Source organism: Streptomyces hilarionis (genome assembly GCF_024539675.1).
GTDB classification, from domain to species: Bacteria; Actinomycetota; Actinomycetes; order Streptomycetales; family Streptomycetaceae; genus Streptomyces; species Streptomyces hilarionis.
In genome coordinates this window covers 1-9757 of record NZ_JAHHIT010000231.1, presented here as the reverse complement: position 1 = coordinate 9757, position 9757 = coordinate 1, and the positions used below count along the sequence as shown (strand labels likewise).

The window sequence follows — 9757 nt, the reverse complement described above, 5'->3', positions numbered from 1 at the left end:
GGCCGCGGCACCGGGCGGCCCGGCGGCGCCCCCGGGCCGATGCCGAGCCAAGCCCGGGCGGGACGTGAGGGCCGCGGGACGGACGAGGGGGCGGCGGGCCGAGTCGTGTTGCCACAGGTCCGCGCGCCTGGTCCGCCGGCTCTTCGGCGGGCCGCCGGTGACCGCAGCCCGTCGCGCCCCGCCCGGGCTTGGCTCGGCATCGGCCCGGGGGCGCCGCCGGGCCGCCCGGTGCCGCGGCCAAGCGTGCCGGTGACGACGTCGGGGAGCGGCCGTGCAGGGGCGCTGCCGGGGCCCGCGAGCGCGTCGCAGCGGCCCCCGGGCCGACGTCGGGACCGGTCAGCCGCGCAACCGGACCGGGATCTCCTGCCAGCCGCTCGCGATGAACGAGGGCACCTGCCGCAGCTCCCCGGCCGCGGGGTCCAGGCGCAGCCCGGGGAACCGCTCGAACAACGCGGGCAACGCCGTGAGCGCCTCCATACGGGCCAGGGGCGCCCCGATGCACCGGTGCACGCCGATGCCGAAGGCCAGGTGGTCCTCCGCACCGCGCGCCGCGTCGAACTCCTCCGCGCCCGGCCCGTAGTGCGCCGGGTCCGCGTTCGCGGCCGCGTAGGTCGTGATGATGGCGTCGCCCGCCGGGATCGTCACCTCGCCGACCTTCAGATCGCTGACGGCGAAGCGCAGCGGCAGCGTGGCGATCGACGGGTACAGCCGCAGGGTCTCGTCCACGACGGCGTCCCAGCCGATCTCGCCCCGGCGCACGGCCGCCAGCTGCTCGGGCCGGCGCAGCAGCGCCACCACCGCGTTCCCGACGAGGTTGACGGTCGTCTCGAACCCGGCCCCGATGACCAGCAGCAGTGTGTAGAGGAGTTCCTCGTCGCTCAGCCGGTCGCCCTCCTCGTCGCGCACCCGGATCAGCTCGGTCGTCAGGTCGTCGCCCGGCTGTTCGCTCTTGTGGGCGATCAGCGAGCCCAGCACGGTGCCGATCTGCTCCTGCACGAACGCGGCGTGCTCCGGCGTCGGATCGGAGGTGTCCATGATCGCCGCGATGAGCCGTCCGGTGGCCGGCCTCAACTCCTCCGGGACACCGAACAGTTCGCAGATGATGCGCATCGGCAGCGGGTGGGCGAACGCGGCCTTCAGATCCACCGGGGCCGCGCGGTCGGCGTCCTGGTCCAGGGCGTCGAGGAGCTCGACGGTGATCGCCTCCACACGGCCGCGCAGGGCCTCGGTGCGCCGGTGGGTGAAGCTCGGCGCCACCAGCCGGCGCAGCCGCGCGTGGTCGGGGCCGTAGGTGGAGAGCATGTTGACCACGCCGACCCAGCTCAGGATCCAGCCCCAGGAGGGGTGTTGGCCGAGCTCCGGCCAGAGCCGCCAGTGCCGCCGGGGGTCCTTGCTGACCTGCGGGTCCAGGATCAGCGTCTTGAGGGTGTCGTATCCGGTGGGGGCCCACGCCGGTATGCCGCCGGGCAGCTCGACGGGCACGATCGGGCCTAGGGCGCGCAGCCGGGCGCTCTCGGCGTGCACGTCGGCGCCGAACGGGTCGAGGGCGATGCGGTCGGTCACGGTCACGTACGGACTCCTTGCGAGGTGGAGGAGACGGCGGGGGCCGGGGAGCGGGGACTGAACCGGACGGGCAGCGCGCTCAGCGAGCGGTGGAAGGGGCCCGGCCGCCAGGTCAGCCGGTCCCGCGGCACCACGGGGTCCAGGTCGGGCAGCCACTGGGTGAGCTGCTCGATCGCCTCGGTGACCAGCAGCAGGGTGTGCTGCTTGACCGGGCAGGCGTGCGCCCCGGCGCCCCACGACAGGTGCGAGGCGTCGGCCGGGTGCCGGCCGCCGACGTCGTCCCGCTCGGCGAACCGCCCGAGCGCCCCGTACGAGACCACGACCGGCACCGCCTCGCGCAGCCACACCCCGTGGAAGGAGACGGGCCTGCGGACGTAGTAGACGCCGTAGTTCGCCAGCGGCGTCTCGTGGTGCAGCACCTCCACCACCGCGTCCATGACCGGACGGGCTCCGCTGGTGAGCGTGGAGTAGTACGCCGGGTTGCCCAGGATCCGGGACAGGGTGTTCGACAGGAGGTTGGCGGTCGGCTCATAACCGGCGCCGAGGGTGAGGAACACCTGCCAGGTGACCTCCTCGCGGGTCAGCCCGGCCGGGTGGTCCAGCAGATGACTGGGCAGGTCGTCGCCGCGCCGGCCGGCCTTCGCCGCGATGAGTTCGAGCACGTACTGGGCGTACTGCGCCTCGCCCTCGGCGGCCTGCGCGCCGCCCTCCATCATCTTGCCCAGGCCCTCGTTGAGCCGGTCGCCCTCGCTGTCGGGCAGCCCGAACAGGTCGTTGAGCACCAGGGCGATCAGCGGCCGGGCGAAGTCCGCGACCAGGTCGGCCTCGCCGCGCGGACCGATGCGTCCCGCCAGCAGCCGCACCGCCCGGTGCACGCGCCCGCGCAGGTCGTGCGGTTCGACCAGGTCGAAGACGTCGATGAGGGTGGTCCGGTAGCGCACGTGCTCCGCGCCGTCGGCGAACAGCGCGTTGGGCCGCCACCGCATCATGCCCAGCACCGGCGAGTCCACGGGCACGGTGGCCTCCCAGGCCCGTGGATCGTGCGAGAACGTCTCCGCGTCGTGCAGCACGTCCAGCGCGGCCCGCCGGTCGGTGACCATGTACGCGGGCACCCCGGGCGCCAACTCCGCCCAGCCGACGACTCCCTGGGAGCGCAGCGCCGAGTAGTAGCGGTCGGGGTCCGACGCGAACCCGTCCTCCCACAGCCGTACGGGCGCGGTGCGGGCGAAGTCCTGCCGGTCGGCGGGGTAGGCGTTCACCGGGCCTCCGCCGGGAAGCGTCCGACGAGGTGGTCCACGAGCGCGAGCAGCGCGTCGACCGACGAGTTCGGGTCACGGGCGTCGCACGTCACCATCGGCGTTCCCGGCTCCAGGTCGAGCGCCCGGCGCAGCCGGTCCTCGCCGTAGTGGCGCGGTGCGTCGGGGAAGGCGTTGAAGGCCACCGCGTAGGGCAGTCCGCTCTCCTCGACCAGCCCCAGCACGTCGAACGACGCGTCGAGCCGACGGCTGTCGACCAGGACGAGGGCCCCCAGCGCCCCGTGGGCGATGTCGTCCCACAGGCTTCTGAAGCGCTCCTGCCCGGGGGTGCCGAACAGGTACAGCACGACGCCGCCGGGCAGGCTGACGCGGCCGAAGTCGATGGCGACGGTGGTCGTGGCCTTCTCCCGCACGCCGGCCAGGTCGTCCACCCCCGCGGACGCCTCGGACAGGGGCTCCTCGGTGTGCAGCGGCCGGATCTCCGACACCGAGTCGATGAGGGTCGTCTTGCCCACCCCGAACGGCCCCGCGACCAGGATCTTCACCAGGTCGCGGTCGGTGTCGGGCACGTGGACGACGCCGGTGGCGCCGGCGCTACGGGCGGAGCTTGAGGGCGCGGAGGCCATCGGCCACTCTTTTCAGCAGGTCGGGGTCGTACCGTTCGGCGGGCGGAATCGGCGCGCGGGCGAGGACCAGGTCCCGGTCGACGAGATCGGCCGCCAGCACCCGCACGGCGGAGACCGGCAGCCGCAGCAGCGCCGCGGCCTCCACCACGGCCAGCGAGCCGTCCTCCAGGCTGTCCAGCAGGGCGAGTTCGGCGGCGGGAAGGCCGGCGGGCGGCGGCTCGCCGCTGCGGGCCAGCACCGACAGCCGCTCCAGGTGCGGGCGGCTGGGCCGGGCCACGCCGCCGGTCGACAGGTAGGCGGGGACCAGGGGCCGGCCGGCCGGGCGGTCGGTCATGCCGCAGGGTCGTCGTCGGCTCCTCGGGGCGCGGCCGCCATGGCCTTCTCGCCCAGTCGCGCCACCTGCGAGTGCAGCCGGTGCGCCAGCAGGTCCAGGCGCACCTCCGCGTCGCCGTACGCGGCCACGCAGGTGCCGTGGTCGGTCGGCACGATCAGCACGTAGCCGTGGTCGGACTCGATGACGATCTGCCGTACCTCGGCGCGCTCCCGGTCCGCGAACGCGGCAGCCGCCGTGCGGCAGGCGCCCTGGACGGTGCTGGTGATGGCGGCCACCCGCTCCGCCGAGGGCTGGGACAGGGCGTCGGTGTAGCCCGTCACGAGACCGTCCCGGGTCAGCATGACGGCGGCCAGCACGTGCGGCACTTGCAGGATCGGCTCCAGCACCCATGCCGTGTCGCCCGTGTTGCGGCTGGTCATCTGGCCGCGCCCCCTTCGTCGTCGGTCTGGTCGGTCCGGTCGGTCCGGTGGTCGTCGCCGGGCCGGTGGTTCTCGGCGGTGTCGTCGTGCGGGCGGGCGTCGCCGGAGCGCTCGGCCGCGGTGTCCACGGGCGCGCCGGCGCCGGGGCTCGCGGCCGCGGCGCGCGCTGCCGCGGTGCCGGACTGGAGGGCGCCGAGGGCGGCCGCGGCCTCCTCCGGACGGCGCTCGGCACGGTGCTCGGCCCGGCGCGTGGGGGCCGGCGCGGGCGCCGGGGGCGCGGTCCTGCTGCGGCGACGGCGCTGCGGCAGACCGTCGGCCTCGGAGGGCTCGGGCTCGTGGTGCCCGGGCGGCGCCTCCGCGGCCGCCGCCTCCGTTCCGTAGGCGTGGGCGGGGCCGGGGGCCGACGCGGACCGGTGCGCAGCCGCCGCCGGTGCCGAGGCGGCGGGGCGCTCGGCCGCGGTCCTGCGCGTGGTGCGGGTCGTGCGCGGCGCGCTCGCGGCCGGCGGCCGGTCGGCCGGGTCGAGATGGCTGAGGAGGTGGCTGTCGACGCGCAGCACCGCCCGCACGCCGCCGTAGGGCGAGGCCGAGGAGACGTCGACGCTCAGGTCGAACTGCCTGGTCAGCCGGCCGATCGCGGCGAGGCCCATGCGCGGCGGGTCGCCGAGGTCGGTGAGCAGGATGGGCTCGTCGCCCGCCACCAGACGCTGGGCGCGGTCCCGTTCGTCGCGGGTCATGCCGAGGCCCGCGTCGTCGATGGTGACGCACACCCCGTGATGGACGTGCTCCAGGCCGACCACGACGTCGGTGTCGGGCGCGGAGTGCCGCAGCGCGTTGTCGAGGAGTTCGGCCACGATGACGGCCACCGGCTCGACGGCGTGCGAGACCAGGGCCGTGCCGGGTTCGAGGTGGTTGTGGACCTGGACCCGGTGGTAGCCCGCGAGCCGGGCCTGCCCGCCGGTCACCGCGTCCACCAGATGCGACTCCTCGCGCGCCAGCCCGACCCAGGCGCCGCACACCACGGCCGCCACCTGGGCGCGGCGCAGCGACTGCTCGTTCTCGTGGTCGAGGCGGAACAGGGTCTGCGCCAGCTCCGGATCGTCGTAGCGTTGCTGGAGCCCGCGCAGCGCGTCCTGGAGCCGGTACAGCGCGGCCTGGATCTCCCGCACCGCGCCGCGCATGCCGGCCTGGGCCGCGGCGTCGACGCGGGTGCGCTGGGCGGCGGCCTCGGACTGAAGCGCCAGCACTACGTTCTCCAGGGCGATGCCCAGCGGGGTTCCGGCGGTGAGCGGCTGGAGGGGCCCCGGCACGGACAGGTGCGGGTGGGCCACCTGACGGGCGGCGGCGGGTACGCGCTGGGTCGCCAGATGCTCGACCTCGGCCGTGAACGCCCGCGCGGTGCCGTCGAGTCGGGTGCGCAGCGCGGCGATCTCCGCGAGCTGCCGGTGGTGCCGCCGCCGTGCCCGCACGAGCCCGCCGCCGAAGGCGAACGCGGACAGTGTGCCGGCGGCCAGGGCGCCGGCCACGAGGTCCGGTAATTCGATCATGGATGCGGTTCCAGTGAGGGGTCGGGCGGCGTCGCGGCGTTCAGGGCAGGGCCGGCCCGACGGGCTTGGACCGGGCACTCGCAGCACAGTACACACCGTCATCGATCGATCCCGCACGGTCGAGCGAGACTTCGCTCCGAAAGTGCCAGGTATCTGTTCACTTCTGCGTCGACTGTCGGAATTGCCTTACGCCGCAAGCGAATTGAACGACCGTCCCGATGCGTCGACCGGGCCGCGGGTTCGCCCGGGCCCGGTCACACCCCGAGCTTCGGCGCCAGCACGGCCAGCGTCCCGTTGGCCTGTCTCAACGCCAGTTCCAGCGTTCCGGGCGGGTGCAGGGCGCCCGTCCCGTCCGGCGGCACCAGCCACTCCACGAAGCGGGCGGCCCGGTAGGGCGGCGGCACCGCCACCCAGGAACCCCGGCCGGCGCGCCGCAGCCCCGCCCCGATCCACCGGCTGCCGGGGTCGGGCGGCAGGAAGAAGCCCACCCGGTGCGCCGCGGTGTCGACCAGGGTCGGACCCGGGGCGGGGCGCGAGGTCTGCCACAGCAGATCCAGGGCGAGCAGCCCCAGCCGGTCCGGCACGCTCAGCACGTCCCAGTAGCGGCCCGCCTCCAGCAGTGCCACCCCGTCGCCGTGATCCCAATCCCGCTTGCACAGCCGTGGGTCCGTCGCCGCCGCGGAGAGCCACTCCACACCGCGCACCCACCTCGCATCGCTCATCTCGGCTCCGTGTGACGTCCTCCGGTGGCCGCATGCCAACCGGGCATATGCATGTTGGTAGATATCTCTAAGTGGCGGAAGGGGTGGCGAACCCTGGCGTTTTGGTCTGTTTCGTTCGATACCCGTACCGGCGTTCGGCTCTGTCGGTGACACCCGCCCGGCCCGGCCCGGCGCACTGCGGTACGGGAGCCCGGCCCGGCGCGCGCCGCCGCGAGGGTGTCTCCACCGCCGCGTCCCACCGCCGCGTCCCACCGCCGCGTCCCACCGCGGCGTCTCCACGCCGCTCGGGCGGCGGCAGTCCGGAGGGCCCGGCGGTCGCACGATCACGACCGCCGGGCCCTCCGTGTGCCCGACCGTGCCGCCTGCGCCGGTCAGCGCGGCCCCGCGGTGCGTTGCGGTACCGGCAGGGGCGGTTCGGCCTGGCGCAGCTCGGCCAGCAACTCGTTCTGTCCCGCGAGGAGTTCGGTGAGGATCCGGCGGGCGGCGCGCAGCAGTTCGGCCACGTCACCGCCCGCCAGCGCGTAGCTGACCGTCGAGCCCTCCCGGATCGAGACCACGATCCCGGAGCGCCGGAGCACCGCCAACTGCTGGGACAGGCTGGACGGTTCGATCTCGATCTCGGTGAGCAGGTCCCGCACGGCGACGGGGCCGCCCTGAAGCAGTTCGAGGACCCTGATGCGCACCGGGTGCCCGAGCATGCGGAAGAACTCGGCCTTGGCCTGGTAAAGGGGAACCTGCATGGTCAATCGCTCGCTCCCTGCCGCGTTCGGTGCGTGGTCCTCGCTGGCACGGCGGTCCGCCCCGCCGGTCGTCCACCGCCGCGCGCGTGTGCTTCGTCCCGATCCTGACGGCTGCCGGCTCCGCACACCCGTGTGATGCGCTGATCTGGATGTGTCGAGATGAAGAAATCTTCAAATCAAAGGCGTGCGAAGTCCATGGCCGTCGGCGTCCCTACACCTCGAGCTCGGCCTCGATCCGCTTCAACTGGTGGCGGGCCATGGCCAGGTTGGAACGGCCGCGGTCCAGCACGAGGTAGATGAACAGCCCGCTGCCCGTCCGGCCCTTGAGCAGCCGGATCAGGTGGTACTGGGTCGCGAGCGTGATCAGGATGTCCTCGATCTCGCCCTTGAGGCCCAGGTGTTCCATGGTGCGGACCTTGGCGCGGATCACATCGGTGTTGCCGGCCGCCGCGATGTTCAGGTCGAGGTCCTTGCCGCCGCCGAGCGTGCCGAGGGCCATGCCGCTGGTGTAGTCCACGACGGCGACCCCCAACGCCCCCTCCACCGCCGTCATCGTCTCTTTCATGGAGATCTCCACATTCGCCATGGCGCTGCTCCCGCCGGTTGCACGGGCCCGGTCTGCCCCGGCCCCGCTGGTCCTCCGACCGTACGGAGACCGTCCCCCGGGAGGGTGACGTGCTCCGGGACTGGCGCAAGGAACTCCGAAACGACGGTAGTCGGGTCCTTTTCTGACCGAGTGCATCCGCAATCCGACCGGATCGACGCAAGCGTGGGGCGCTGGGGGCGACGGTGGAGCGGCGGCGACGGGTGGCCGGCCGGTCGTGCCGGTCAGTGCGGTGTCGAGCGGCCTTCGCGCGCCGGCGCGGCGGAGCTCCCTCAGCCGGCCGGGCCCGGGCGGCTCGGCGGGGGCGCGGTCGAGGCGCGGACGATCAGGTCGACCGGTGGCTCACTCGCCGGCAGCGGGGCGGCGTCCGGGTGCTCGATGGCGTGCACGAGTCGTGTGAGGCCCGCCCGCGCCACGGCGTCGAACCGTTGCGGCATCGTGGTCAGCGGGGGAGTCACATAGGCGGCCACCGGCACGTCGTCGAAACCGACGACGCTCACGTCGTGCGGCACCCGGCGTCCGGCCTCGGTCAGCGCGCGGATGAGACCGATCGCCATGTCGTCGTTGGCGGCGAACACCGCGGTGACGTCGTCGTCCGCGGCCAGTTCACGGCCGGCCGCGTAGCCGGACGCGGCCGACCAGTCGCCCTCGACGACCGGTGGAGCCTTCCGGCCGTGGGCGGCCAGCGCCGCCCGCCAGCCGTCCAGCCGGTCGCGGGCGGCGTACCAGGCCTGCGGCCCCGCGAGGTGGTGGACCGTGGCGTGGCCCAGGTCCAGCAGGTGTTCGGTGGCGGCCCGGGCCGCCAGGTCGACTCCGTGGCCGGCCGTGAGCACGGTGGGCGCGGCGACGGGCGACGGGGCGCCGAGGACCAGGACGGGGACGTCCACGCGCAGGGCGCCCTCGTCGCCGGCCGCCTGCTCGTCGATCGGCTCGGAGATGACGATGCCGTCCACGCCCTGGTCCAGGAGCGAGTTCACGGCGCCCGCGACGCCCGCGGGGTCGCCTTCCACCGTGTTGACCACGCGCAGGGCGTATCCCGTCTCCCGTACCACGCGCTCGACGCCCATCAGCAGGGAGGCGGGGCCGTACAGGGCGGTGCCGAGCGTCACGACGCCGATGGAGCGGGTGCGCCCGGAGGCCAGGGCCCGGGCGGCGTTGTTGCGCCGGTAGCCGAGTTCCTCCGCCGCGTCGAGGACGCGCCGGCGCACGTCGGCGGAGACGTACTGCTCGTCGTTGAAGACCCGCGACACCGTCTTCTGGGAGACGCCGGCCAGTCGGGCCACGTCGACACTGCGGGGCGTCGGGGAGGCCCCGCCGCGCGCTGTCCCTCGCGTCATGGAGTCTCCCGGTAGCCGTGCGTTCCCACATGGTGCCAGACGCCCTGAGCCGGCATACGACGCCCGTGGCGGACGCCCACGCCGGACGCCCGCCGCCGGACCGGCAGTCACGTCCGCGTCCTCCTGTCGACGAAGAGGCGGGGCGGTCGTCACGGGCGTGGGACGCCTGTGCCGCCCGGACGGTCCCGGGCGACGTGGGCCGGCTCGCGAGGTCAGCTTCCGGGCAGCCAGACCCGCAGGGCGTCGATGAGGCGCTTCATCGCGGGCCGGTCGGCGGTGCGGTCCGTGGTGACGGTGCGGCCGTCGAACTGGAGCGTGTACCGGAAGGTGTCGGCCGCGCCTCCGTCCAGCGAGAAGGCCGGGACGCCGGCGAGGGCGGGATCCGCGAGCAGCGTGCGCAGCCTGGTGAGCTGGGCCGCGCTCGCGCGGTGCACCGCGGACGCGCCCCGGTCGGTGGTGCGCACGACGCCGTCGCCCCGCACGACCACCGCGCGGTTCACCCCCGCGAAGCCCCCGGTGACCGTCATCGTGACCAGCTTCCGGCCCTGTCCGGTGGCGGGCCCCGAGGGACTCGCGTCCGCGGGAGCCGAGGCGGTGGGGGAGGCGGAGGGC

11 protein-coding genes are annotated in these 9757 nt (G+C 74.6%); all 11 read right to left on the bottom strand.

The window, feature by feature from the left end; genetic code table 11:
• Nucleotides 1-336 precede the first annotated feature (336 nt).
• Nucleotides 337-1569 (bottom strand): cytochrome P450 family protein, encoded by a 1233-nt coding sequence (locus KMS84_RS35995; protein ID WP_256920744.1) that lies wholly within the window; start codon nt 1567-1569, stop codon nt 337-339.
• On the bottom strand, nt 1566-2822 hold the full coding sequence (locus tag KMS84_RS35990; RefSeq protein WP_256920743.1) for a cytochrome P450 family protein: 1257 nt from the start codon (nt 2820-2822) through the stop codon (nt 1566-1568). The genes KMS84_RS35995 and KMS84_RS35990 overlap by 4 nt, the downstream gene beginning before the upstream one ends.
• A complete protein-coding gene (locus KMS84_RS35985; protein WP_256920742.1) occupies nt 2819-3445 on the bottom strand; it encodes a GTP-binding protein in 627 nt (208 codons plus the stop codon). Before KMS84_RS35985 ends, KMS84_RS35990 begins: the two co-directional genes overlap by 4 nt.
• The gene (locus tag KMS84_RS35980) at nt 3414-3779 is read right to left on the bottom strand and encodes a DUF742 domain-containing protein (RefSeq protein ID WP_256920741.1); all 366 of its coding nucleotides are present in this window, start codon (nt 3777-3779) and stop codon (nt 3414-3416) included. Before KMS84_RS35980 ends, KMS84_RS35985 begins: the two co-directional genes overlap by 32 nt.
• Complete coding sequence (locus KMS84_RS35975; RefSeq protein ID WP_256920740.1) at nt 3776-4198, bottom strand: roadblock/LC7 domain-containing protein; 423 nt, start codon at nt 4196-4198, stop codon at nt 3776-3778. Before KMS84_RS35975 ends, KMS84_RS35980 begins: the two co-directional genes overlap by 4 nt.
• Nucleotides 4195-5742, bottom strand: coding sequence for an ATP-binding protein (locus tag KMS84_RS35970; RefSeq protein WP_256920739.1), 1548 nt, complete (start codon nt 5740-5742; stop codon nt 4195-4197). The genes KMS84_RS35975 and KMS84_RS35970 overlap by 4 nt, the downstream gene beginning before the upstream one ends.
• 254 nt (nt 5743-5996) lie before the next feature.
• Nucleotides 5997-6464 carry a hypothetical protein gene (locus KMS84_RS35965; RefSeq protein ID WP_256920738.1) on the bottom strand — a complete coding sequence of 156 codons (468 nt, stop codon included), beginning with the start codon at nt 6462-6464 and terminating at the stop codon, nt 5997-5999.
• 371 nt (nt 6465-6835) lie between these two features.
• Entirely contained in the window at nt 6836-7204 is a 369-nt protein-coding gene (locus KMS84_RS35960; protein WP_256920737.1) for an ArsR/SmtB family transcription factor, read from the bottom strand.
• 211 nt (nt 7205-7415) lie between these two features.
• Nucleotides 7416-7790, bottom strand: a complete 375-nt coding sequence (locus KMS84_RS35955) for a hypothetical protein (protein ID WP_256920736.1) — start codon at nt 7788-7790, stop codon at nt 7416-7418.
• Between the two features lie 290 nt (nt 7791-8080).
• Nucleotides 8081-9145: a LacI family DNA-binding transcriptional regulator gene (locus tag KMS84_RS35950; protein WP_256920735.1), complete on the bottom strand. Its 1065-nt coding sequence runs from the start codon at nt 9143-9145 to the stop codon at nt 8081-8083.
• 212 nt (nt 9146-9357) lie between these two features.
• A partial coding sequence (locus KMS84_RS35945; RefSeq protein ID WP_256920734.1) for a hypothetical protein occupies nt 9358-9757 on the bottom strand: 400 nt, incomplete at its 5' end.